Source organism: Crossiella sp. CA198, from assembly GCF_052078295.1.
In the GTDB taxonomy this organism is placed as follows: Bacteria; Actinomycetota; Actinomycetes; order Mycobacteriales; family Pseudonocardiaceae; genus Crossiella.
Genome location: NZ_JBQJIM010000042.1, coordinates 25,166 through 50,274, shown reverse-complemented (window position 1 = coordinate 50,274; position 25,109 = coordinate 25,166). Strand labels below are relative to the sequence as shown.

Annotated in this window: 11 protein-coding genes; 2 read left to right on the top strand and 9 right to left on the bottom strand. The window is 70.9% G+C overall.

Annotated elements, in window-relative coordinates:
- Position 1: 1 nt before the first annotated feature.
- The 6 genes from ACTOWY_RS41625 to ACTOWY_RS41600 are packed head-to-tail and all read right to left on the bottom strand — an operon-like array spanning position 2 to position 15,529.
- Positions 2–1,849, bottom strand: a complete 1,848-nt coding sequence (locus tag ACTOWY_RS41625) for a methyltransferase domain-containing protein (RefSeq protein ID WP_441315101.1) — start codon at positions 1,847–1,849, stop codon at positions 2–4.
- On the bottom strand, positions 1,846–3,003 hold the full coding sequence (locus ACTOWY_RS41620) for a glycosyltransferase (RefSeq protein WP_441315100.1): 1,158 nt from the start codon (positions 3,001–3,003) through the stop codon (positions 1,846–1,848). The genes ACTOWY_RS41625 and ACTOWY_RS41620 overlap by 4 nt, the downstream gene beginning before the upstream one ends.
- Positions 3,004–3,014: 11 nt before the next feature.
- Positions 3,015–3,809, bottom strand: a complete 795-nt coding sequence (locus ACTOWY_RS41615) for an alpha/beta fold hydrolase (protein WP_441315117.1) — start codon at positions 3,807–3,809, stop codon at positions 3,015–3,017.
- 11 nt (positions 3,810–3,820) lie between these two features.
- Positions 3,821–4,120, bottom strand: coding sequence for a phosphopantetheine-binding protein (locus ACTOWY_RS41610; protein ID WP_441315116.1), 300 nt, complete (start codon positions 4,118–4,120; stop codon positions 3,821–3,823).
- A 34-nt stretch (positions 4,121–4,154) separates the two neighbouring features.
- On the bottom strand, positions 4,155–8,426 hold the full coding sequence (locus ACTOWY_RS41605) for a beta-ketoacyl synthase N-terminal-like domain-containing protein (RefSeq protein ID WP_441315099.1): 4,272 nt from the start codon (positions 8,424–8,426) through the stop codon (positions 4,155–4,157).
- Positions 8,427–8,428: 2 nt separating this feature from the next.
- Positions 8,429–15,529, bottom strand: a complete 7,101-nt coding sequence (locus tag ACTOWY_RS41600) for an SDR family NAD(P)-dependent oxidoreductase (protein ID WP_441315098.1) — start codon at positions 15,527–15,529, stop codon at positions 8,429–8,431.
- 856 nt (positions 15,530–16,385) lie between these two features.
- Here ACTOWY_RS41600 and ACTOWY_RS41595 point away from each other — a divergent pair.
- A complete protein-coding gene (locus ACTOWY_RS41595) occupies positions 16,386–17,762 on the top strand; it encodes a dihydrolipoyl dehydrogenase family protein (protein WP_441315097.1) in 1,377 nt (458 codons plus the stop codon).
- A gap of 515 nt (positions 17,763–18,277) precedes the next feature.
- Here the strand turns inward: ACTOWY_RS41595 and ilvD are convergent.
- Positions 18,278–19,966: a dihydroxy-acid dehydratase gene (gene ilvD, locus ACTOWY_RS41590; RefSeq protein WP_441315096.1), complete on the bottom strand. Its 1,689-nt coding sequence runs from the start codon at positions 19,964–19,966 to the stop codon at positions 18,278–18,280.
- A 106-nt stretch (positions 19,967–20,072) separates the two neighbouring features.
- Here ilvD and ACTOWY_RS41585 point away from each other — a divergent pair, with 106 nt between their 5' ends.
- Positions 20,073–21,041 (top strand): helix-turn-helix transcriptional regulator, encoded by a 969-nt coding sequence (locus tag ACTOWY_RS41585; protein ID WP_441315095.1) that lies wholly within the window; start codon positions 20,073–20,075, stop codon positions 21,039–21,041.
- Here ACTOWY_RS41585 and ACTOWY_RS41580 read toward each other — a convergent pair.
- Complete coding sequence (locus ACTOWY_RS41580; RefSeq protein ID WP_441315094.1) at positions 21,013–21,396, bottom strand: RidA family protein; 384 nt, start codon at positions 21,394–21,396, stop codon at positions 21,013–21,015. The two genes, ACTOWY_RS41585 and ACTOWY_RS41580, sit on opposite strands and share 29 nt — an antisense overlap.
- A gap of 13 nt (positions 21,397–21,409) precedes the next feature.
- On the bottom strand, positions 21,410–25,096 hold the full coding sequence (locus ACTOWY_RS41575; RefSeq protein ID WP_441315093.1) for an NACHT domain-containing protein: 3,687 nt from the start codon (positions 25,094–25,096) through the stop codon (positions 21,410–21,412).
- Positions 25,097–25,109: the final 13 nt, after the last annotated feature.

The following is a 25,109-nucleotide window of genomic DNA, read 5'->3' as shown; positions in this document are numbered from 1 at the left end:
GTCAGTCCTTGCGGGCGAGCAGCCGGTAGGCGCTGGAACCGCCGTAGCGCTTGGACAGTGGGGACAGCACCCGGTCGGTCAGTGCCGCGGTCAGCAGCGCGGGCGCGGCCGCGATCATCGTCGCCGCCCGGCCCGCCTTGGCCCCGGCGGTCGGCGGTTGCGGCGACCACGGCACGTCGTCGCGCGGGGCGAAGTGGTTGACCGCGTTCCAGGCCGCGCCGACCAGGTCGATGGGCTCGTGCGGTTCGCCGCGTTGTTCGGCGACCACGGTGAAACCCATCTCGGACAGGGCTTCGCGCAGGTTGCCGATCGGCACGAAGTGCAGGTGCTGCGGTTGCAGCCAGGGCAGCCACCACTTGCCGAGCAGCTTGCCCCAGCGGGATTCCGGGTCCGGGACCTCGATCATCAGGTGCCCGCCTGCCTTGAGCACCTTGAGCGCGGCCTCCAGTTCCTGGCGCGGGTCGCGGCTGTGCTCCAGGTAGTGGTACATGCTGACCACGTCGTAGCTTTCGTGGATGTCCGCGGCCAGTTCCGGGAACAGGCCGCGGTAGCCGCGGTCGACCCAGCCGCGGTGCTCGGCGAGTTCCACGCCCTCGGTGATGTCCAGGCCGTCGAAGGTGGTTTGCGGCCACACCTCGCGGGCGGCGTTGCAGAAGTGCCCGTGCCCGGTGCCGACGTCGAGCCAGGATTCGGGTTCGGCGAAGGGTTTGAGCATTTCCGCGCGCGGGCGGTAGGCGATGCCGCGGGCGGCGAAGAGCTTGTCCAGCTTGTCCTCGCCGAGACCGTCGTAGAAGTCGCGGTAGTAGAAGTCCAGTCCGGCGATGGTCAGCCGCGGGTTCTGGAAGATGTGCGTGCAGGCCCGGCAGCGGTCCAGGGTGAACTCGCCGGGCTTGTGCTGCAACAGATCCGGCAGTTTCAGGTGGGTGACCAGGTTGGCGCTGCCGCACCACGGGCAGTCCCGGCGGCGCGGCTCGAAGAACCTCTGCACCCCGTCGGCGAGTTCGGCCAGGTAGTCCGGGCGCAGCCGGGTCACCGGGTCCAGATCGTCCGATGTGGACAGCCGGGCCTCGGACATGGCGGCCAGCAACCGTTTCGGCTCGGCCACCACTCGGCGCAGACTGTAGGAGAACAGGTCGACCGGCTTGAGGCTGCGGCTGCCCGCGAAGACCACGGCCGGTTGCGCGGACCAGGCGGCCAGCAGCGCGGCGGCCCAGCCGGGGCCGAGCACCGAACTGCCGGCCAGGATGGCCAGCCAGCCCAGCCGGGGGCCGAGTTCGCCGCCGGTCTTGCGGCCGAGCAGCCGGGCCAGGATGCGGGCGTCGTCCTCGACGATCTCCGGGGCGCTGGTGAGCCGGGGGCTGACCACCAGGTCGGTGCCGTCGGGGGCGTGCAGCTTCAGTTTCGCCGCGGCCTGCCCGAGTTCGGCGGCGTCCCGGCTGACGTGCTCGGCCGGATAGCCCACGGCGCGCAGCACGCCGTCGTCGGCGAGCACCGCGTGCCAGGCCCCGGCGCCCTTGGCCTGCCGGTCGGTGCGGTAGGTGGCCGGGTCCACGGTGCGCAGCAGGTCCAGGGCCTGCGCGGTGGGCAGGTCACGGGGCACGAGTTCGAGGGCGCACAGGCCCTCGGCTTTGGCGTGCGCGCGGGCGGCGTTGAGGGTGGGACCGTCCACGGTGACGCCGTCGGCGTGCAGCAGGCGGTACCGGTCGTCGCCGGGGGCGGGGCGTTCCGGCAGGGTGCGCAACGCGGCGACGCGGCGGCGCAGGGCGGCGGTGTCGAGCACCAGTCCGGCCAGGAGCGCGGCCTGGATGCCACGGCGCAGCCAGGTCCGGGCAGTGGAACGCGGGCTCACTCGGAGATCCTCCCGATGGCGATGGGTGCTGCGAGTTCCTCCAGGCGCAGCGCGGCGGCCTGGGAGCCTCCGGCGGCGGTGAAGGAGTCGGCGATGCTCCGGGCGGCCTCGCGGTGGCCCGGCTCGTCGAGAACGGTGGCGACGGCGTCCCGGATGTGCCCGGCGGTCGACCTGGTGAAGCGCAGCCGGATCCCGGCCCCGGCGTCGGTGACCTGCTGGGCGATCACCGGCTGGTCGTCCCGGATCGGGGCCACCACCAGGGGCAGGCCGTGGCTGAGTGTCTCGCAGACGGTGTTGTGCCCGGCGTGGCAGACGACGGCGCTCAGGTGGGGCAGCAGGGCGAGCTGGGGCACCCGGGGCAGCACGATCACGTTGTCCGGCGCGGATTTCACGGTGTCACCGGGGTCGACCAGCACGGCCTGCACCCGGTCGGCCAGCTCGCCCATCCCGGCGGCGGCCTCGGTGAGGAACCGGGTGCCCGCGTCGGCGTTGGCGGTGCCCAGGCTGATCAGCACCCTCGCCCGGTCATCGAGGCGTTCCCACGGAAACGGTGTGCGGTCAGGGCGTTCGGTGATCGATGGCCCGACGAAGGCGACCTGGTCGAACGCGGAATCCAGTGCTCCCACCAGTTCCCGGGTGGTGAAGGCGAGGGTGAGCTGGGGGGAGTAGCGCAGGTCGGTCTCGGCGGCCACCGCCGCCCGCGCCCGCATCCCGGCCATCGTCTCCCGCACCCAGTCGACGACCTTCGGCATGCCCCGCAACGGATCGGTGAACTCCGCGGAGGTGGTGGCCGAGGTCGCCCAGGGCAGGCCGAGCCGCAACGCCGCGAGTGCCCCGGCCATCGCCTGCTGGTCCACGACCAGGAGATCCGGCCGGAACTCGCCGATGGCGGCCTCGACATCGGGCAGCATCGACTCGGTGAGCGGGACCAGGAACTTCTCCCACAGGAACTTCAGCGCCCCCGGCCCGCGCAGGTCCGCGGGCCGCTCCTCGACCTCGGCCGGGACGGCGCAGTCATAGATCAGCGCGTCCGGTCCGGTGAGCTGCCGGACGAACTCGCGGTGCCCCGCCCAGGCCACCTGATGCCCGCGCGCGGTGAGCGCCGCGCCGAGCCCGATGGTCGGGTTGACGTGCCCGAACAGTGGCGGGACCACACAAAGTACCTTCACACCGCGACCTTCGCGCCGTGTTCGGTAAGCCAGTCCAGGAGTAGCTCGCGCATCACCTTGGGCGCCTCGACCAGCACCGAGTGCTCCTGCCCCGGCACGATCACCGTGCGACAGGAGGGCAGCGCGGCCTCCAGGATCGGCGCCTGCGCGACCAGATCGGATTCACTGCCGAAGACCGCGAGCACCGGCGCCCCGATCCCACCGACCTGTTCGGCGGTCAGGATCGGCCCGGTGGGCAGTTCGTCGGCGATCGCGGTGGCGTGCAACATCCGGCCGGCCGCCTTGGCGAGTTTGGAGGTGTGCCCGCCCCGGTTCTCGGTGATCCATTCGAGGGCTTCGGCGTGCTGCAACTGTGCCCGCGCCCGCCCGAGCAGCTCACCCATCTTGGCCGACCACTCCGCGCTGGTCGGCTCGGATTCGATCACCACCAGGCTGGCCACCCGCTCGGGATAGGTGGCGGCGAAGCTGAAGGACACTGTGCCACCAAAGGAGTTCCCGACCAGATGCACCGGTCCGGTGATCTCCAGTTCATCCAGGAGCGCGGCCAGGTCGGCCACCGAGTCCGAGACCCGGTAGCCGTGCTCGGTGCGTTCGCTGCGGCCGTGCCCGCGCAGGTCGTAGGCCACGACCTGGTGCCCGGCGGCGGCCACCGGCCCGGCCAGGGTGAAGTAGAAGCTGGCCAGGCTGTCGGTGCCGATGCCGTGGATGAACACCACGGTCGGCGGGTTCGCCGCCGTGGTGTTGCGGGCCGCCATCCGCTGCACGTGCATCCGGATGCCGTTGGCCTGCACGACCGCCAAGGTCAGTTCCCCCCGTCCAGCGCGCCGACCACGTAGTCGACGAGCTGGCCCACGGTCAGCGCGATGATCTCATCGAGTTCGAGTTCGGCGATGAACTCGGCGAAGTTGACCCGGGCGCCGTAGCGCTCCTCCAGCTGACCGGCGAGCGCGACCAGGTCGATGCTCTCCAGTTCCAGGTCGTCGTGGAAGGTGGAGTCCATGGTGACCTCGACCTCGTCCAGGCCGTATTCGCCGAGGACCTTGTGCAGCATGACGCCGATGTCGGACAGCACGGCCTCGTGCGTCATCCGGGCGAGCGTCAGGGGCGCTTCCGCGAGTTCCACCGCAGTGTCTCCTTTAGTCCTTGGTCCAGGCGACCACGTACTCGCCTGCGATCTCACCGTCAGGGTCGGTGATGACGGTCCACGTCACCGGGGTGTTGCCGGTCGCGCCGCGGACAGTGAGCGTGTCACCTTCCGCGCCGACAACCTCGTACTGTTCCGCGCCGCCACCGTGTGCCCGCGCGGCCGCGGCCAGCGCGGCGGCGAAGGCGGTGGTGCCAGGGCTGTCCTGCACCTTGCGTACGTCGATACCCGTGGGGACCTCGCCGTCCCGCACGTGGGCGACGCCCACCTGGCCAACCTGCGCGGTGGAGACCGTCAACGGCGGCAACGGGTTGCGGCCGCGTACCGTGGCCTCGCCGGTCACGGTCAGCTCCACCGGGAACATCGGTCCGGCGCCGTCGTCCCACAGCTGCTGGCGCACGGCGTCCTTGATCGCCATCCGGCCGAGCAGCCACTGCCGCCGCACCCGCGGCGAGGTGGTGTCGTACTCGGCGCGTTCGGCGGCGTTGAGGTAGATCCGCATCATCAGGTCCCGCGAGGCCACATCGGGCCAGCGTTCCCACACCACCAGGAAACCCGCGTCCCGGCGTTCGGAAAGCCTGCTGTGCTCGGGGAAACGCTCCATCTTCTTGGTGTTCTCGTTGCTGGCGAAGCGACGGTCGATCCAGGTGTCGATCTCGCACCACACCTGGCCGGCGTGCACCAGCTGCATGGCCCCGCCGAAGAAGGTCTCGTCCAGCTGGGTGATCTTGACCAGGCAGTCCAGTGGGGTGCCGGGTTCGGGTTCGGGGCCGAAGAAACGGATGCGGTCCATGGACATCGGGAACACCACGCGCTTGTCGGTGACGTTCTCCATGATCCAGTACCCGAAGACCTGGCCGACGTTGTCCAGCAGCGCGCCGGGCCCGCCGGGCACGGTGATCACGCCGCGGATGTGGTGCGCGCCAATGGCATCCAGGGAGGTGACGCCCTGGTAGAGCGGGCCGTGGAACATGAACCGCTCGTCGTAGAGCTGGCGGGCGGTGATTTTCGGGGCCTGGCCGGGCTCGTCGAAGGTCCACACCGGCAGGTCCGCGGCCGGGTAGGCGGCGGCGAGTTCGATCTCGGCCTCGGCGTTCTGGCCGAGCGTCACCTTGACCCGGTTCGGGGCCAGTGGGGTGACGGTGAGTTCGACCTCGACCGGGGGCGCGACCACGAGCCAGCGGAACAGTTTCACGTTGTGCACGGTGATGGCCCGCTGTCCCGGCGCGGACTGTTCGGCGGCGTCCATCATGTGCTTGATCATCGTGGTGGCCGGCACCACCGGGAAGCCGTCGGTGTCGTCCGGCCAGCCCGCCGGGGTGCGGTAGAAGGCGTGGTCGCGCAGGTAGGGCATGGTCTCGGTGGACATCCGCAGCAGGGTGCGCAGTGGTCCGGCCGGGGCGGGTGCGGCGGTCACGGTGCCCTGCTGGGCGGCGCCGAGCACGCTCGCGGCGGTGTCGGCGGTGTCCTTCAACAACCCGCCGAGTTCGGCCGCGAGGGGGAATCGGGCGGCGAGCCGGTCGAGTTGTGCGAAGGCCGCACCGAGTTCGCCTGCCGGGGCAGCGGTCCGGACCGGGCTGGGGGTGCTGGTGAGCGCGGCCTTGATGGCGCCGGGCAGGTCGCCGCCGAGCCGGACCGTGGTCGCGGACAGGTCCAGGGGCAGTTCCTTGCCCGCGCGGACCTTGGCGGGGGCCGGGTCGAGCCGGTCCGGGTGGGTGGGCGCGCCTTCGGCCCACAGCCCGGTCAGCACCCGACGGAGCTGGGCCATGCCGCTGAGTTTGGGGCTGTTCGCGGAGATGGACAGGTGCTCCTGCCCGGCAAGGGAGTCGCTGACCAGGGTGCTCAGCGCGCCGGTGCCGACCTGGATGAACGCCCGCACGCCCGCGGCGTGCATGGCCTGCACCAGGGGCCGGAACCGCACTGGTTCCAGGAGGTGCCGGACGAACAGTTCGCGCACGGCCTGCTCTTGCGGCGGGTAGGGCGAGGCGGTGGTGGCCGACCACATCGGCACAGTTGGCTGGTGCAGCCGGAATCCGGCGGCGGCTTCCCGGATCGGGTCCAGGTAGGGGGCGAGCATGGGGGTGTGGAAGCCGGAGCGGAACGGCAGCACCTGGCCGAGCACGTTGCGTGCCCGCAGTTCCAGGACGAGTGCGTTCACCACGGGTTCCAGGCCGCAGACAATGGACTGGTTGGGCGCGTTGTCGTGCGAGAGCACCACGCCGTGCCTGCCGGCCATGACCTCGGTGACCCGGTCCGCGCCTGCGCCGAAGGCGGCGAAGACCACCCCTGGCACGCTGAGCGAGGACGGGTCGAACCCGGCCAGGAACTCGTCGATCTGGTCCTGGTCGTAGATGCCGCTGGTGATCATCGCGGTCCACTCGCCGACGCTGTGCCCGGCGATGTGGTCGGGCTGCACGCCGAGTTTGCGCAACACGGTGTCGAGTAAACGGCCGACACCGACCACGCCCGCGCCGTGCGCGCCCACGTTGCCGGTGTCCAGGCCGGGCACGGTGAGCCCGAAGTGCGCGGCCACGTCGTCGACCCTGGGTTCGAAGTCGGCTTCCAGGCCGGGGAAGACGAAGGCGACCTGGCCGCCCTTGGCCAGCAACGGTTCCGGGCTGAACCAGACGTCGTTGCGGCCGCGCCAGGCGACCTGCTTGCCGACCACCTTGCGCGCGATGCCGAGCCGTTTCGCGGTGGGGGCGACGATGCCGAGCCTGCATCCGTCCTCTGTGGACGGTGCGGTGCCGCGGATCTCGTGGTCGGGCAGGTCGAGGAGTTCGGCCAGCCGGGCCGGGGTGGGGGCGCTGATGGTCAGCACCCGCTCCGGCTCGGTCACGGTGACCTTCGGCCGGTCCACTGTGGAGGGTGCTTCTTCCAGGACCACGTGCGCGTTGATGCCGCCGAAGCCGAAGGCGTTGACCGCGGCCCGCCGCACCTCCTGGCCTTCGCCGAGTTCCCAGGGCTGGGCGGTGTCCAGGGGCCGGAACCGGGTCTGGGCGAGGACGGCGTGGGGTTGTTCGCAGTGCAGGGTGGGCAGCAGGACCTGGCGGTGCAGCGCGAGGGCGGCCTTGACCAGGCTGGCGATGCCCGCTGCTGGCATGGTGTGGCCGATCATCGACTTGACCGAGCCGATCACCGCACTGGGCCCGTCGGAGCCGAAAACCCGTTGCAGGGTGGCGAGTTCCGCGCCGTCACCGGCGGGGGTCGCGGTGCCGTGGGCTTCCAGGAGGCCGACCGAGCCGGGGGCGGCGGGGTCGAGTCCGGCGGCGTGCCAGGCGCGGCGCAGGGCGAGGACCTGGCCGTCGGGTTCGGGGTTGAACAGGCTGGCGCTGCGGCCGTCGCTGGCCACGCCGGTGCCGCGGATCACCGCGTACACCCGGTCCCCGTCCCGTTGGGCGTCTTCCAGGCGCTTGAGCACGACGACGCCAGTGCCCTCGCCGATCAGGATGCCGTCGGCGCGCCGGTCGAACGGCCGGATCTGCTGGTCCTTGGACAGCGCCCGCAGCTGGGAGAACACACTCCAGAAGGTGACGTCGTGGCAGTGGTGCACGCCACCGGCCAGCATCACGTCGCAGCGTCCGGCGGCCAGTTCGGTGACGGCCTGGTCGACCGCGACCAGGCTGGAGGCGCAGGCGGCGTCCACGGTGTAGGCGGGGCCACGCAGGTCCAGGCGGTTGGCGATGCGGGAGGCGGCCAGGTTGGGCACCAGGCCGATCGCGGCTTCCGGCGCGGCCGGGCCGAGCTTGTCGACGAAGGCTTCCCGGACCGCGGCGAGCTGGTCGGCGCCGAGGTCGGGCAGCAGGTCGCCGAGGGTCTTGGTGAGCTGGTGCGCGGTCCGCACCCGCTGGTCCAGGCGGACCAGGCCGGGGGTGAGGTAGCCGCCGCGGCCGAGCACCACACCGATCCGGTCCGCCGCGGGCAGTTTCTGCTGGCCGCCGGCGTCGGCGATGGCGGCCGCGGCCACCCGCAGCGCGATCAGCTGGTCGGGTTCGGCCCCGGACACCGAGTTCGGCATGATGCCGAAGCTCACCGGGTCGAAGTTCGCCTCGACGAAGCCGCCGCGCCGGCAGTAGACCTCCTCGGCCTTGGCCGGTCCGCTGGCCGAGCCGGGGTGGTAGAAGTCGGCGTCCCACCGGTCGGCGGGCACCTCGGTGATGGCGTCGACCCCGTTGACCAGGTTGTGCCAGTAGGACTCCAGGTCGCGGGCGCCGGGCAGCAGCACGGCCATCCCGACGATCGCGACCGGGGTTGGCTGCGTCATGCTCACCAGCCCGAGGCGGAGTAGACGACCGAGCGGACCGCGTCGCCGCCCCAGGCGAGTTCGCGCAGCAGGGCCAGGGTGCCCTCTTCGGGGTCGATCAGCTCGATGCCGCGGCGAGTGTAGGACTGCATGAGTTCGGGGGTGACCATGCCGCCGTGCTTGGCCGAGGGCGCCCACGGTCCCCAGTGGACAGTCAGGCCGCGGGCGCCGGTGCGCTGGGACCAGGTGATGCCGAGGGATTCCAGGGCGTCGTTGGCGGCGGCGTAGTCGACCTGGCCGCGGTTGCCCAGTGCGGCGGCGATGCTGCCGAAGAGCACCGCGAACCGGGGCCCGGTCTCGCCGAGGTCGGAGACGGCTTCCAGGAGCTGGCGGGCGCCGTCGACCTTGGTGCCGAAGACCCGCCGGAAGGACTCGATGTCCTTCTCCGCCAGCAACTTGTCCTCGATCACGCCGGCCGCGTAGACCACGCCGTCGATGCGGCCGTGTTCGGCGTGGATCTCCTTGACCAGGCCGCGCAGCGCGTCGTGGTCGCGGACGTCGACGGAGTGGTAGCGGACCTGGCTGCCGAGTGCGGCGATCTCGTCCACAGTGGACTGGACTTCGCGCTGGGCCAGGATGCGGCTGGCGGTGCGTTCGATCTCGGCCGGGTTGCGCAGGCCCTGCTGGATCAGCGCGGCCCGCAACTGGGTTTTGTCGGTAGCCGCTTTGGTGGCGGGGTGTTCGTCCTCGGTGGCCACGGCGGTGCGGCCGACGAGTTCGATCCGGCAGCCGCTGGCCCCGGCCAGGGTGGCCGCGAACTGGGCGGTGATCCCGCGGGCGCCGCCGACGAGGAGGACCACCGAATCGCGGTTCAGGCCAATGGCGTTGGCCTCGGTGGAGCCATCGCCTGCGGGTCCGGCGCCCAGGCCGAGCGCGCCGAGCGGGGTGGCCACCAGGTCCAGGGCCTGCCGTCCGCCTTCGCGGCGCAGGACGACCGGGTGGCGGTCTCCGGCGAGGATTTCGGCGAAGAGCGCGGCGGCCGGGTCGGCGTCGGTCTCGACCAGGCTGGCGTGCGTGTCCGGGTATTCGCGGGCGATGGTGCGGAACAGCCCGCGCAGTCCGGCCGCCCGGCCGAGCTGACCCGGTGCGGCTGCCAGGAGCCAGCTGACGCCGCGGACGAGCGCGGACTGGAAGGCGGGGAAGGTCTCCGGCAGCACCGGCAGGTCGCCGTCGACCAGGGCGTCGAGGAACACCACGCCGTCGATCTGCCCGTCGGCCTCGGTCAGCGGCCGGGCCAGGGATTCGACCCTGGCCTGCGCGCCGTTCTCCAGGAGCAGCGCGGCGAGTTCGCTCGCGCCGGTGGCGCCGAAGAGCACGAACCGCTTGCCCGCCAAGGCTTCCACCCCGACGGGGGCGATGCCGGAGATGTCGACCGGGGTGAGCAGGTACCGCTTGGGCGCGATCCCGCCCGAGGCAGACACCGGCTCCGGGGCGACCGGCGCGGCCGTCAAGGCCAGCGGCGCGACCGGTGCGGGCAGGGCCGGGGCCCCGGATTTGGCGGCCAGCCAGCCCGCGATCGAGGCCGCGGTGCGGGCCTTGGCCAGGTCTTCCAGTTCGGCGTCGCCGAGGCTGGCCGCGTCCAGGCCGTCCCCGAGCTGGGTGGCCAGCTCGCCCGCGATCTCGGTGCGCTTGATGGAGTCGATGGACAGGTCGGCTTCCAGGTCCAGGTCCGGTTCGATCATGTCGATCGGGTATCCGGTGCGGTCGCTGATGATCTGCAGCACGGTGGCCAGGATGTCGGCCTCACTGGGGCCACTGGCCGCGATCGGCGCGGGGACCGCGGCCGGTGCGGTGTCGCCGACCTTCGCGCCCAGCCAGGCGGAAATCGCCGCGGCCGTGCGGGCCTTGGCCAGATCCTCCAGCTCGGCGTCGGTCAGGCTGGCCGCGTCCAGACCGCCACCCAGCTGGGTGGCCAGCTCACCGGCGATCTCGGTGCGCTTGATCGAGTCGATGGACAGGTCGGCTTCAAGGTCCAGATCGGGCTCGATCATGTCGATCGGGTATCCGGTGCGGTCGCTGATGATCTGCAGCACGGTGGCCAGAACGTCCACAGTGGACGGTGTGGGCGCCGGTGCGGCCACCACCGGCGCGGGTGCGGCGATCGGCTGGACCACCGGTGCGACCGGTGCCTGCACGACGGCTGGGAGCTGCTGGAGCACCTGCGGCGCCGTGTGCTGCACGCCGGGGTTGCTGCCGAAGTAGGTGAGCATGACATCGCGCTGGGCGGCCAGGATTTCCCGGCTGGTCCGGAGGAACTCGCTGACCAGGGCTTCGTTGCCGCCCGCTGGCTGGGGCTGCGGCTGGCTCATGGTGGTCTCCAGGTGGACGCGACGGGCCGGGGCGAGGCCGCCGGTGAGGTAGCCGCCGTCGGCGGTGCGCACGACGTGACCGTCGATGGTCCAGCCGGCGCGCTTGGGCAGGGGGGTGGCCGAGACGTCGCGGGCATCACGGCCCTGGAACAGCCACCCGGTGCGCAGGGACACCCCGGCGGTGGCGAGTGCGGCGAGCGCGCCGAGGAAGCCGCGCAGACCGCTGTCCGCGCTGGGCTCGATGGTCACGGTGACGTGCGGCCGGTCGCCGAGGATGTCCTTGACCAGCCGGGAAAGCACCTTGCCGGGCCCGGCCTCGACGAAGACCCGGGCGCCGTCGGCGTACATGGCCTCGATCTGCTCGACGAAGCGCACCGGCGAACCGATCTGCGCGGCCAGCTCGGCGCGGATGTCCGCGCCGTAGACGCTCGCGGTGCGGTTGGACCACACCGGGATCTCCGGCTTATGAATGTCCACAGTGGACAGAACCGTGGCGAACCGGTCGCCACCGGCGGCGACGATGGGGCTGTGGAAGGCGCAGGCCACCGGGATCGGTTTGGCGCTGATCCCGGCCGCCTTCAGCTCGGTGACGGCCTTGGCCACGCCCTCGGTGCTGCCGGAGACGACCACCTGCTTGGGCGAGTTGTGGTTGGCCAGCACCACTTCCGCGCTCAGTCCGGCCCGCTCCAGAACCTCAAGGACCGCGGCGGCCTGCCCGGAGGCGGCGGCCATGCTGCCAGGGTCACCACCGACGTCCGCGGCGGCGGCCAGGATCGACTCGGCCCGCGCCGCGGAGATATCGAGGAGGGTGCCCGCGTCGATCGCGCCCGCCGCGGCCAGCGCGACGAGTTCGCCATAGCTGTGCCCGGCGACGAGATCGGCCCGCACACCGAGTTTGTCAAGCAGCTGGTGCACGGCGAGTCCGGCGATGCCGAGCGCGGGCTGGGCGACCCTGGTGTCACGCAGCCGGGTCTCGTTGTCCTTGGCCACCGCGGAGTCGAACGCGGCGGGCGGGAACAGCAGGTCGGCCCACTGGTGACCGCGCTGCAACAGGTGCTGCACCTCGGGGAAGGCCACGAACAGCTCGGCGAGCATGCCGGTGCGCTGGCTGCCCTGCCCGGGGAACAGTAAGGCGAGCTTGCCGGATTCCGTGCCCAGGGCGGTGTTCCCGGCCAGGTACACCCCGGCAGCCGGGTCGTGTTCCCCGGCGACGGCGCGGCGGAGTTGGCCGACCAGGCCGTCCAGGCTGTCCGCGACCACCGCGACCTGCACGGGTTCGGTGCGGGTGTCGGCGGTGCGGGCGGCGGTGCGCGCCAGGTCCCGCAGCCGCCACGGCCGCCCGCCGGTGTCGTTGGCCGCGGCCAGGTCCAGGAGCTTCTCGATGGACTTGGTGGCCGCGCGCGAGTCGTTGCCGCGGAAGGTGAACAGCTCGGCGGGCCAGGCGTCCACGCTGTGCCGCGGCGCGGGCTGGTCGACGGCGGCGAGCACGGTGTGGAAGTTGGTGCCGCCGAAGCCGAACGCGCTCACCCCGGCGACCCGATGGGCCGGTTCGGTGGCCCAGGGCCGGGCCGCGGTGTGGAAGACGAACGGGCTGGAGTCCTTGTCCCAGGCCGAGTTCGGCGTTTCCACGTGCAGCGTGGGCGGCTTGACCCCGGTGTGCAGGGCGAGGGCGGCCTTGATCAGCCCGGCCAGTCCGGCCGCGCACTTGGTGTGCCCGATCTGGGATTTCACCGAGCCGATCGCGCAGGTCCCCGGCTGAGCCCCGGCCTCGACGAACATCTTGGTCAGGGTGGCCAGTTCGGTGCGGTCGCCGACCACGGTGCCGGTGCCGTGCGCCTCCACCAGGCCGACCGAGGCGGGGGAGAGGTGCGCGTTGGCGTAGGCCCGGTCCAGCGCGGCCCGCTGGCCCTCTGGGCGCGGCGCGGTCAGGCCGAGGGATTTGCCGTCGCTGGCCGAGCCGAGGCCCTTGACCACCGCGTAGATCTTGTCCCCGTCCCGCTGCGCGTCCGACAGTCGTTTCAGGGCAACGCAGGCGACGCCTTCACCGAGGGCGATGCCGTCGGCGCCGCTGTCGAAGGTGCGGCTGCGCCCGGTGGCGGACAGCGCGTGCACGGAGGCGAAGAGCAGGTAGTCGTTGATGCCGTTGTGCAGGTCCGCGCCACCGCAGAGCACCAGGTCGCTGGTGCCGTTGACCAGTTCCTTGCAGGCCACGTCAAGGGCGGCCAGGGAGGAGGCGCAGGCGGCGTCGACGGTGTAGTTGGCGCCGCCGAGGTCGAGGCGGTTGGCGATGCGGCCGGAGATGACGTTGGCCAGCATGCCGGGGAAGGAGTCCTCGGTCAGCGGCGGCAGCTGGTCCAGGAGTTCCTTGGGCAGGTTGGCCAGGTAGGCGGGCAGGACCGCGCGCAGGGTGGTGGCGTTGGACAGGTCGGAACCGGCTTCGGCGCCGAAGACCACGGAGGTGCGGGCGCGGTCGAAGTCCCGGTCACCGTCGTAACCCGCGTCCCGCAGCGCCCGGCGGGCCACCTCCAGCGCGAGCAGCTGCACCGGCTCGATGCTGGCCAGGCTGGCGGGCGGGATGCCGTAGCTCAACGGGTCGAACGGGATCCGCGGCAGGAATCCGCCCCAGCGCGAGGGGGTGCGGTCGTTGATGTTCTTGCCGGTGGCGTCGGGGGAGTAGTAGGTGTCGGCGTCCCAGCGCTCGGCCGGGACCTCGGTGACCGCGTCCACGCCGCCGACGATGTTGGCCCAGAAGGTGGCCAGGTCGGGGGAGTCGGGGAACACACACGCCATGCCGACGATGGCCACGTCCAGGGGCGGCGGCGCGACCGGTTCGGTGTGCGCGGGGGCGCGGATGCCGAGCCGGGTGCGGACGAGTTCGCGTTGCGCGCCAAGGTAGTCGGCCGCGTCGCCGGTGACCGCCTCGTGCAGGGCGGCGACCGTGGTGACCTCATCGCGCAGCACCGCGACCTGTCCGGCCATGAACAGGCCGTCGGCGAGCTGCTCGGTCTCGTCGGCGGAGACCAGGCTGTCGCCGTCGCGGCGCACGCCCTTGCTGGCGATGCGCAGCCTGCCGACGTTGAGGCTTTCCAGGTGTTCCCAGATCTCCCGGTCCGGCACGCCCTGGGCGGTCAGCTCGGCCTTGATGGTCTGGAAGTTCTCGGCGAAGGGGCTGGTGACGCAGCGGGTGGCGTGGCCGGGTGCGGTCTCCAGGAGTTCGGTGCCCTCGGCGGCGAGGACCTGCTGCTGGAACAGCGGTTGCACGGCCCCGGCGCTGACCGCCTCCTGGGTGAACAGGTAGGCGGTGCCCATGAGCACGCCGATCCCGACGCCCTTGGCGGCCAGTGGCGCGGCCATCGCGGCGACCATGGCGGCCGAGCGCGCGTCGTGCACACCCCCGGCGAAGATCACCTGAAGGTCAGCGCCGTCCTTGGTGCCCAAGTGGTCCAGCAGTACCGAGATCTGCGCTTCCCACAGCGCGAAGCTCGCCCTCGGCCCCACGTGCCCGCCGCATTCGCTGCCCTCGAAGATGAACCGGCGCGCACCCGCCTCCACGAACTGCTTGAGCAGCCCGGGGGAGGGCACGTGCAGGAAGGTCGTGATGCCGACCTCCTCCAGTGCGGCGGCCTGCGAGGGGCGGCCACCGGCGATGATCGCGTGCGTGGGCCGCAGCTCGCGGATGATCTCCAGCTGCGCGGCCCTGGTGTCCTCCGGCGCGAACCCGAGCACGCCCACGCCCCACGGGCGCGCACCCAGTGCGGCGGCGGTCTCGGTCATCATCCGCCGGGTCTGGTCCTTGCCGGCCAGGGCGAGGGCGATGAACGGCAGTCCGCCGCCGGTGGCGACCTCGGCGGCGAACCCGGCCTGGTCGGACACCCGGGTCATCGGGCCCTGCGCGATCGGCAGTGGCACGCCGATCGCGGTGGCGAAGGCCGAGCCGGGGCGCAGCACCGCGTCCAGGTTCTCGGCGGTCACCGCGGCGGTGATGGCGTCCCGGATGGCGCGCACGACCCGGCCGACGGTGCCGTAGCGCTCGGCGAAGCGGGCGGCCAGGAAGATGTCCTGCCCCAGTTCCAGGGCCGGGGCGGGGGCGCGTCCCTTGCGAGCCAGTACCCGGCGACCCTCGACCACGGCGGTCTCCGAGCCGTCCAGGGTGCGCAGCAGGGCGGCGGTCGCCTCGGGCAGCTCGGACTCGGCCAGCAGCGCGAGCTGGGTGTCCAGCACCACGCCGGTGGCTCCGCCGAGCACGGCCGCGGCGGCGGTGTGCGTGCCGATGCCGCCGGCCAGCCAGATCGGCAGGTCCAGGTCCGGGGTGGCCATGAGCTTCTGCAGCAGCACGAAGGAGCTGAGTTCGCCGATCAGGCCACCGGCCTCGTTGCCGCGGGCGATCAGCCCGGCCGCGCCACCGGCGGCCGCGGCACGCGCCTGCTCCACGGAGGTGATCTCCACGAGCACCTGGAAGCGGGCGGCGATGTCAGCGAGTTGCCAAGAGCTGTCCCCGGTCAACACGACCGTGTCAACTTCGGTGGGGAGATCGGCGGGGTTGAGCGCGCATCCAGCCGGGACGCGCACCCCGAAGGTGCCGGACGCCCAGCGCTGGGCGAGAACTAGTGCTTCCCGAGTCGACCGGGCGCCGGTGCCGAGGTCGAGAACTCCGAGTCCGCCGGACTGGCGGACCGCGGCGACGAGACGTGCGTTGGCCTCGCCGAAGGGGGTAACCCCGATGACGTCCCAACGCCGTTCCGACTGCGCGGCCATGGAGCCTCCGTTGATCAACAACAACCTGTGGACGGGCAGGATCCAGCTAGTGACCCGAAAGGCTGAATCGAAACGGGAAGCTAGCGGTGCAGGCTGTAATTCATCAACGGTTGAAATAGGGTCTTGAGTCGCCCTCAAGGGAAAATTGAGCGGCTCTCAAGTATTCGGTGCTCCCGCTTTGGCTCTCGGGTCCCGGTGTCTTGTTCAGCAATTCGGCACAAATGCCGTGTGGCTGAAGTCACTCAACCGGGCAAAACCGCTGGCCGGGAGGTCACCCAGTGTGTCCACTGTGGACGTCTGGCCTGGGGTCCAGGCCCGCGTGTCCCCGGTGTTCATCCACTGGATACGTCCGCTGCACGTGGGGGTAATCGCCACAACGTGCGGGTTTGTTACCACCCTCGTGCGGGCAGGCCGGGCGGACCGGTCGCGCTCGGCGATCATGGGTCCCCCGGCAGGGTGGTCCGGGAGGCGATCATGAACCCAGGGTGCTGTCGATCAACGGCAACAATGCCGGGTGATCTTTGGGCGAGTTGATTCGGAAATCTCCGGCGCCCGAGGTACATTCTGCCCGCCATTCGCAGGGGATGGCGCGGGTTAATGCTGCCGAAATCGGCCTACGACGTTTGCAGGTAACTGAATCCAGCGCGCCAGGGCCGTTCTGACACGGTTCAGCGAGGTAGCTACCCAGGTAGCAGTGGATCTCGATACCTGGTAGTGGCCCGCTGCGCACATGCTGACAGCCCGGACAAACGTTGGCGACCGAGTCGACCGCCGCGCCCCGCCGAAATCCCCGGTTAACACTGACAGGTAACTTGCCAGTACGGCATGCAGTCGTCCCGGCGAACGAAGGAGAGCCATGTCAGCCCATGAGGTGGACGTCGTCGTGATCGGGCTCGGGCCCGGTGGTGAGCATGTTGCCACGGAGCTGGCCGGGGCCGGACTGCGGGTGCTGGGAGTGGAGCGCAGGCTGGTCGGCGGCGAGTGCCCGTACTACGGCTGCATCCCGACCAAGATGATGGTCCGCGCCGCCGAGGTGGTCGCCGAGGCCCGCCGCGTGCCCGAACTCGCGGGCTCGGCCACCGTGCTCCCCGACTGGTCGGCGGTAGCGGAGCGTATCCGCCGCGAGGCCACCGACAACTGGGACGACTCCGTCGCCGTCCGCCGCCTCACCGACGCGGGCGCCACCTTCCGCCGTGGCACCGGCAAGATCACCGCCCCCGGTCAGGTAGAGGTCCTCGACGAGGACAACCAGTCCCACACCGTCACCGCCACCAAGGCCATCGTGCTCAACCCCGGCACCGAACCCCTCATCCCGCCGATCCCGGGCCTGGCGGGCACCCCGTTCTGGACCAACCGCGAAGCAGTCCGCACCGAGTACGTCCCCGACACCCTGGTGGTCCTCGGCGGCGGCGCCATCGGCCTGGAGTTCGCCCAGCTCTTCGCCCGCTTCGGCGCCGAAGTCCACCTCATCGAACCCCAGACCCACCTCGCAGCCCTGGAAGAACCCGAGGCCGCGGCCCTGCTCACCGAGATCTTCGCCGACGAAGGCATCACCGTGCACACCGGCGCGGGCGCCGAGTCAGTGACCCACCAGGCCAACGAGTTCACCCTCACCCTCACCAACGGCGCCCGCGTCACCGGCACCCACCTCCTGGTAGCCACCGGCCGCACAACCGACTTCGAAGCCCTGGGCATCGGAAACCTCGGCCTGGACCCCACCACCAGAACCCTCCCCACGGACGATCGCCTCAAGGTCGCCGAGGGTGTCTGGGCAGTAGGCGACATCGTCGGCCACGGCGCCTTCACCCACATGTCCATGTACCAGGCCGACATCGTCATCCGCGAGATCCTCGGCCGCCCCGGCCCCGCCGCCCAGTACCACGCCATCCCCCGGGTCACCTTCACCAACCCAGAGCTGGGTTCGGTAGGCCTCACCGAGAAACAAGCCAGGGCTCAAGGACACAACATCCGCACCGGCCTCACCCGCCTGGAGAACAGCTCCCGAGGCTTCGTCCACAAGGTAGGCAACCGAGGCCTGATCAAACTCATCCTCGACACAGACCACAACACCCTCCTGGGCGCCACGGCGATGGGCCCCGCCGGCGGCGAAATCCTGGGCGCCCTGGCCATGGCAGTCCACGCCAAAATCCCCCTGGAAACCCTCCAACAGTTCATCGGCGCCTACCCCACCTTCCACCGGGCGATCAGCGAGGCCGTCAAGGACCTCGGCTAGCACCCGCCCACCCCGAGGTCCTGACCAGCACTTTGTGGATAGCCCCCGGCCTCGGGGTGCGCCTGTGGATACGCTGGGAACCAAATAGCCCCTCCCCGCGTTGCGTGAACAATCGGAAGCGCGCCCACCGCACAACCGCCCCCCGCCCCACCCCGACACCCCGCCCAGCCCCACCCCAGCTAACCGACACCAGCCCACCGGGCCGACCAGCCCGCACTCAAGCGCCACGTACCAGCAGCCCGCACCCAGCCGCCCCTCCTCCGCGGCCCACGGCTGCACGCGCAGCCCGCCTGCCGCAGCCCGCCCGCTGGCGCACAACCCGGCGCGCGGCTGGGCGCGCAGACCCTGACGTGCCCAGCCACCGCCTGCCGCGCCGCGATGCGCCGCCCACCCGCAGACCGCGCTACCCGCGAGCCGCCCCGCCCGCGAGCCGCGCTACCCGCACACCGCGCTACCCGCACACCGCGCTACCCGCACACCGCGCTACCCGCACACCGCGCTACCCGCACACCGCGCTACCCGCACACCGCCCCCGTGCTAGCCGACCCCACCAACTTCGCGTACTTCGCCAAAACCCCCCGCGAATACCCATGCCCCCGCGGCACCCACCCCTCCCGCCGCCCCGCCAACTCCGCCGCCCCAACCCCCAGATCCAACGCCCCCGCCACCACATCCAACCGAATCCGATCCCCATCCCGAACGAACGCGATCGGCCCCCCGTCCACCGCCTCCGGCGCCACATGCCCCACGCACAACCCGGTCGTCCCGCCCGAGAAGCGCCCGTCCGTCAGCAACAACACGTCCTTGCCCAGCCCCGCGCCCTTGATCGCCCCCGTGATCGCCAGCATCTCGCGCATCCCCGGCCCACCCTTCGGCCCCTCGTACCGGATCACCACCACATCCCCTGCGGTGATCGTGCCGTTCTCCAGGGCGTCCATGGCTGCTCGTTCGCCTTCGAAAACCCTTGCCGTGCCCTCGAAGACCGCCTCGTCGAAGCCGGCGGACTTCACCACCGCGCCGTCCGGGGCCAGGGTGCCGTGCAGGATGGTGATGCCGCCGGTGGGGTGGATGGGGTTGGACAGGGCCCGGATGACTTCGCCGTCGGGGGCGGGGGCGTTGAGGGTGGACAGGTTCTCGGCCATGGTCTTGCCGGTGACGGTGAGGGTGTCGCCGTGCAGGAGGTCCGCGTCCAGCAACAGTTTCAGCACCACAGGGATGCCCCCGATGCGGTCGACGTCGTACATCACGTGTCGCCCGAACGGCTTGAGGTCGCCCAGGTGCGGAACTTTCGCGCCGATGCGGGTGAAGTCGGCCAGGGTCAGGTCGACCTCGGCTTCGTGGGCGATGGCCAGCAGGTGCAGCACCGCGTTCGTCGAGCCGCCCAGGGCCATGACCACCGCGATGGCGTTCTCGAAGGCTGGCTTGGTCATGATGTCCCTGGCGGTGATGCCGCGGCGGAGCAACTCGACCACCGCTTCACCGGAGCGGCGGGCGTAGCCGTCCCGGCGGCGGTCCACCGCGGGCGGTGCGGCGGAGCCGGGCAGCGACATGCCGAGGGCTTCGGCGGCGCTGGCCATGGTGTTGGCCGTGTACATCCCGCCGCAGGCGCCCTCGGTCGGGCAGACCGCGCGTTCGATCGCGTCCACGTCCGCGCGGCTCATCAATCCCCGCGCGCACGCGCCGACCGCCTCGAACGCGTCGATCAGCGTCACCTCGCGCTCGGACCCGTCCGACATGGTCGCCCGGCCCGGCATGATCGAACCCGCGTACAGGAACACCGCGGCCAGGTCCAGCCGCGCGGCCGCCATCAGCATCCCGGGCAGCGACTTGTCGCACCCGGCCAGCAGCACCGACCCGTCCAGCCGCTCGGCGCCCATCACCGTTTCCACCGAGTCCGCGATCACCTCCCGGGACACCAGTGAGAAGTGCATGCCCTCGTGCCCCATCGAGATCCCGTCGGAGACCGAGATCGTGCCGAACTGCAGTGGGAAACCCTCCGCCGCGTGCACACCCTCCTTGACCGCCAAGGCCAGCCGGTCCAGCGACAGGTTGCACGGGGTGATCTCGTTCCACGAGGAGGCGACGCCGATCTGCGGCTTCTCCCAGTCCTCATCGGAGAAACCGACGGCGCGCAACATGCCGCGCGCGGCCGTTCGTTCCAGACCATCGGTGACATCCCGGCTACGCGGTTTCAGATCGGCCATGCCCCGGGACGCTACTCGCGGTCACCACCCCGCGCGCGTCCTCATTTCGCCCGCCCGCACCCGGTACCTGACAGATTCCGGCAGGAACCCGGTGCACACTGGAGCGGTGCGCGCCGCCCGACTGCTCTCCCTGCTCCTGCTGCTCCAGACCAGGGGCCGCCTCACCGCGCAGGAACTGGCCGAGGAACTCGACGTCTCCGTCCGCACCGTCTACCGCGACGTCGACTCGCTGAGCAGCGCAGGCGTGCCGGTCTACGCCGACCGCGGCCCCACCGGCGGCTACCAGCTCCTGGATGGCTACCGAACCCGCCTCACCGGCCTGACCAGCACCGAAGCCGGCGCGCTCGCACTGGTGGGCCTGCCGGACCAGGCCGCCGAACTGGGCCTGGGCACCGTGCTGGCCGCCGCCCGGCTCAAACTCGACGCCGCGCTGCCGCCCAGCCTGCGCGAGGGCGCGCACCACGTCCGCGACCGCTTCCACCTGGACGCCCCCGGCTGGTTCGCCGACGCCGACCGCCCGGCACAGCTGCCCGCACTGGCCACCGCGGTCTGGGAGGCGCGCCCGATCCGGATCACCTACCGCCGCTACCGCCAGCCCGACCGCGAATCCGTGGTGCTCCCACTCGGCCTGGTCCTCAAGGCGGGCACCTGGTATCTGGTCGCCGAGGCCGACCGCACCCGCACCTACCGGGCCAACCGGATCAGCGCGGTGGAGATCCAGGATAACGCTTTCCCGAGGCCGCCCGATTTTGACCTGGCCGCGTACTGGCAGCGCTGGTCCGCCGAGTTCCAGTCCACTGTGTACAAAGGTGAGGCCCGGATCCGGGTGTCTCCCAAGGCAATGGGCGGGATCTTCACCTCGGGCCCGGTGGTGGCGGCGAAGATCCGCGCCCCCGAACCGGGCCCCGACGGCTGGCGCGAGGTGGTGGTCCCGATCGAGAACCACGTGATCGCCCAGTCCGATTTCCTGCGCTACGGCCCCGAATTGGAGGTCCTGGACCCGCCGGAACTACGCGAGTCCATCGTCGGCGCCGCCGCCGAGATGATCAGGATGTACCGGGGCGGCGAGCGATGAGTTCGATCTCCACGTTGGCCCCCAACGGCAACCCGGCCACACCGATCGTGGTGCGCGCCGGGAACGGCTGGGCGAACTGCTCGGCGTAGACCGCGTTCATCGCCGCGAAATCGGCCATGTCGGTCAGGAACACGGTGCACTTCACCACGTCGTCCGGGGTCAGCCCGGCGGCTTCGAGCACGGCGAACAGGTTGGCGAAACACTGCCGAGTCTGGTCGCCGACCGAACCCTGGACGAGCTTCCCGTCCGGTCCGACCGGGGTCTGGCCGGAGAGGTGGACGAACGGATCGGCGTCCACGGCGTGCGAGTACGGCCCGACAGCCACGGCCCCGGGAGCGTTGACGGCATTCCTCATACCGACCAGCCTGTCACCGCAACCCGTATCCTTGCAGCGATTTCACCAGGATCTCCTGCGCGGCCTGGTCATCACGGGCAGTGGCGACCCACACCAGATCGCGGATCTCGCGCAGGCTCAGTTCGTCCTGGTGCAGGTGGAAGGGTAGTAGGCCGAGTTGGGCGAACAGTTCACCACTGTCCGGCAGCAGCGAGGTCAGTACCTGGCGGGCACCGGGCACCCTGGTGTTCTCGCGTACCGCCCGCAGCACCAGCAGGTTGAGCTGCCACGGGCGTCGGCCGCGCTGGTGCCCGCGCAGCAGTGCGGCGACCTGCTGGAGCAGCTGCTCGGTGCAACCGTGGCCGGGGCCGGTGATCCGAGCGATCTGGGCCAGCCTCGGCAGCGTTTCCGGATTGTATCCGGACAGCGCGTGGAGGTCGGTCCACTCGGCGGCGAAGCGGTTCGCGATCGTCGCCCGGATCCCGGTCATCGAGCGAAGAACACGATCGACCAGTAGTCGCGCGAGTTCACTGATGTCGTCCAGGGGCAAGGTGAACAGTGGTCCGGGCAGATCCGTCAACGCCCAGTGGCACAATTCCGTCGCCTGTCCCGCGTCGGCGAACCGGGCCAGCGCCACGGCGGTTTTGGTGTCCAGTGTTCGAGGAACCTGTCCGGACAGGGTGGCGAGGCGCTTGAGCACCTCGATGTACTTGCGCGTGGTGGCCCGCGCGGCATAGGCGTGCAGCAATGGTGCCGCGTAGGGCTTTCCAGCGAGGATTGATCTGGCGATGCTGTCGGCGCCGTAGTGTTCGACCAGCCAGTCCAGCGAGGCCGGATCCGCCCAGGTGCAGAAGTCGATGATGGCCGCCGCTTCGGGGCGACTGACCGAGAGGATGGACTCGGTCAGGATGTGCACGCTGCTGCTGGGGAATGCCTCGTGGGTTTCGCGCAGCAGCGGCAATGCGGCGTAGACGTGCTCGGGCGGGCGCCGGATCCCGTAGCTGATCTCGTTGCCGAACCAGTCCGATGCGGTCAGCAGATCCGGCTCGCTGCGGGCGCGCATCACCGTGAACCGCCCGCTGAGGTCGATGCCCTCCTTCTTCAGGCTCTCCTCGGTGTAGTCCAGCAGGCGGCGTTCCGGGTCGGCCTCGACGATGGGAATCCCAGCCAGGCCAACGGTCACGTGGTCTGCCAGGGCGCTGGCGGCGTTGTACACCGTGTGCAGGCGGTCCAGGCTCGGCGGCGTGCGGAACTCCTCCTGCAACCGCAACGTGATCGTCGCACCATCCCTGGTGGCGATCTGGATCCCCGCGATCGCGCTCAGCGTCTCCCAGGAGAACCACGAACGCCACAGGCCGGTCAGCCGGTCCCAGGAGCGGTAGCAGGAGTCGGGTGGGCCGATCTCGTTCTCGCGCAAGGTGTATTCGCCGTCGGAGAGCACCGCGCGCAGCAGCACCAGGTTGAGGCTGTACAGCGCGAGGTGTTCCATCAGCGGTTTGCGGGGCAGCGGGGAGCCGTCCGGTGTGGGCAGGAACGGGTCCGGGCTGAACAGGACTCCGTGCAGCTGGTGGTGCACGATCGCGTCCAGGGCCTCGATCTCGGCCGGGGTGATCCGGTGGCGGGCCCATTCCCTGAGTAGCTGCAACAACATCGGGCGGGTGTGCAGAGGCGCGTGGCTGAGACAGGTGAACCAGTCGGCGGACAGGCGCACCCGGTTGAGGTCGCCGCCCAGCGAGCGGACCGTGGCGGTCTCCCGGATCACCTGGTCCAGCAGGAAGTCCGCGGCCAGGAACTCGCCGAAGGTGTTGTGCAGGAACTCATACGCCTTGGCATCCTCGACCCGGCCGCGCGACTCGTGGATGAAGAAGAAGCTGCCCACCAGCAACTCCGACTGGGACAATCGACGGCCTGGGCCGCCGGGAATAGTCCTGGATCGCTTGAAGTAGGCCAGATCCGCGTCCAGGTCGCCGGCCGCGATGTGCACCGCGTGCCGGTTGGCCATGCCGATCGCCGCCACGCCCAGGCAGCGCACATCGTCATCGACCATTGTGGACAGATCCTCGGCGCACCGGTCGGCCGGGTCCTTGGCGCGTTCCCGGCGGACGAACTCGGTGATGATGCTGTGGTACAGCTGCGTTCGGTCCAGCCCCGTCGCGTCGGCCAGGGGTTGCACGGTGGCGTCGTAGATGGCGAGCATGAGCAGCAGCAGTGGCTGTTCGGCGAGTTCGAGCAGCGCGGGGGAGTCGGGCAGGGTGAACGGGCGGGCGTTGTGCTCGTTCCACACCCGGGTCCAGGCCGCCCGGCGTGGCGCGTCGAACTCCAGCAGGCGCAGCACGGTGGCCTCCGGCGGCACCGCGGCCTTGTCGATCAGGGTGATCCGGCTGGTCACCAGCACCCGCACCGGGCGGCCGTGCCGCGCCTCGCGTTCCTGGAACCGGTGTACCCGGGAAAGGTAGTCGGCGAAGACCTTCCCGTTGGCCTGCAACAGTTCGTCGTAACCGTCCAGGATCACCAGCGGCGGACTGTCCACTCTGGACTCGGCGAACTCCGCCCACGGCTGAGTCAGTCCGGTGTCCCGTTTGAGCTGGATCTCCAACTGGTCCTGGAGATCGCGTTCCGGGTCTATGTCGCGCAGTTCCACCCGGACCACGGTGAACGCGGGCGCGGCCAGCCGGGCGGCGAGCACCTCGGTCAGCAGGGACTTGCCGGAACCCGGGTGCCCGAGCACCAGCAGCGGCCGTTCCGTGGAGTGCGGGGCGGCCAGGTAGCGCAACAGGAACTCGCCGAGGTCCTGCCGCGCCGGCGCCGACGCCCAGGACGGTTCGTGTTCCAGCCGGGTCCCGTTCCCGCCGCACAGCACCTTGAATGCCTGCGGCACAAAGGAATCCGCCTTCGCCGGGTAGGTCAGCCCGTCCCGCGCGCCGTCGCCGAAGACCGGTGCGCTGAGCTTGTCGGCGTACTCCGCGGACAACGCCGCCGCCACCCGGTGCCCGCGCGCCACCGGCGTCATCGCCTCGACGGTGGCCGCCAGCGCCCGCAACCCCAGGTCGATCAACTCGGTGCGCGCCTGATCCCGCCGCACCGTCCACGCGCAGAACTCCGGACTGTCCACCATCAAGTGCAGCAACTGCGCCTGGTACACCTCCTCGGCCGCCACCGTGGCCCGCTGGATGCCCGCGGCCAGTTCCCGCTCCCGCGCCCCGGGCACCCGCGAGTCCACCAGCAGGGCCTGGGCGAACAACCGGAACTGCCCGCCCAGCAGGTTGTGGAAGATGCACCGCTCGTTCCAGGACGGCGCCGGATCGGCCGGATGCGGCAACGGCACCGCGAACCGCTCCGTCGCGGCCGTGTTGACCAGCACGATCTTCTCCGCGTCGGTGAGCGCGACCTCGGCGAGAAAGCCGGGGAGCTGGGCTTCCAGTGCGTCGAAGAAGGCGGTGAAGGTGATCAGGTAGTTCGCCGCGGCCATCCGCCGGGCCCGCTCCAGGAAGCCCCCGTCACCCCGGCCGAGCAGCTTGCGCGCCACACCCTGTCCAAGCTTGCTGACCTCGTTCTTCGCCCCGAGCAGCGACAACGCGCCCGGGTCGACCGCCACCCCGAACACCAGCAACCCTACCCCGGCCAGCCGATCGACCGCCGCCACCAGCTTGCTGTCCCCACCCCGTTTCACCAGCTTCTGGACCTGGGCGAAGGTGATCGCGGTAGCACTGTCCTGCCCCATGGCAGGGGTGTCG

Excerpts from the sequence above, each read along its gene's own strand:
- ACTOWY_RS41605 (WP_441315099.1), bottom strand. The coding sequence starts at position 8,426 with ATGACGCAGCCAACCCCGGTCGCGATCGTCGGGATGGCCGTGCTGCTG.
- ACTOWY_RS41600 (WP_441315098.1), bottom strand. The coding sequence starts at position 15,529 with ATGGCCGCGCAGTCGGAACGGCGTTGGGACGTCATCGGGGTTACCCCC.
- ACTOWY_RS41595 (WP_441315097.1), top strand. The coding sequence starts at position 16,386 with ATGTCAGCCCATGAGGTGGACGTCGTCGTGATCGGGCTCGGGCCCGGT.
- ilvD (WP_441315096.1), bottom strand. The coding sequence starts at position 19,966 with ATGGCCGATCTGAAACCGCGTAGCCGGGATGTCACCGATGGTCTGGAA.
- ACTOWY_RS41580 (WP_441315094.1), bottom strand. The coding sequence starts at position 21,396 with ATGAGGAATGCCGTCAACGCTCCCGGGGCCGTGGCTGTCGGGCCGTAC.
- ACTOWY_RS41575 (WP_441315093.1), bottom strand. The coding sequence starts at position 25,096 with ATGGGGCAGGACAGTGCTACCGCGATCACCTTCGCCCAGGTCCAGAAG.